This is a genomic window from Pseudomonas sp. ICMP22404 (assembly GCF_006227205.1).
Classification (GTDB): Bacteria; Pseudomonadota; Gammaproteobacteria; order Pseudomonadales; family Pseudomonadaceae; genus Aquipseudomonas.
The window spans coordinates 1-291 of the sequence record NZ_VCNG01000081.1 but is presented as its reverse complement, the minus strand read 5'-3'; the positions used below and the strand labels follow the sequence as shown (position 1 = coordinate 291).

The following is a 291-nucleotide window of genomic DNA, read 5'->3' as shown; positions in this document are numbered from 1 at the left end:
GACGGTGACTGGTGTTTGAGCGGCGTTGGTCAGGGTGGCGGTGTAAACAATCGAACCACCTTCGGTGATGGTTTCGCTGGCGCTCAAGGTCAAGCCAGTGGTGTCCACCGAGTCGGTGATCGTGGTGACGGCTGGCGTGGTGTCTGGCACCAGGTTCTCGAAGTTGCCGCCGGTCGCACTGGTGATGGTGGTGCTGACGGTGCTGCCATTGTTGTAGACGTCGTTGGCAGGCGTATTGACTGCAACAGTGCCGGTGGTTTCGCCAGCGGCGATGTTAATCACGGAGCCATT

1 protein-coding gene is annotated in these 291 nt (G+C 59.5%); it reads right to left on the bottom strand.

Going from position 1 to position 291, the window contains the following annotated elements; genetic code table 11:
- The coding region (locus FGE05_RS29975) for an immunoglobulin-like domain-containing protein (RefSeq protein ID WP_176563052.1) at nt 1-291 on the bottom strand (291 nt) is incomplete at both ends.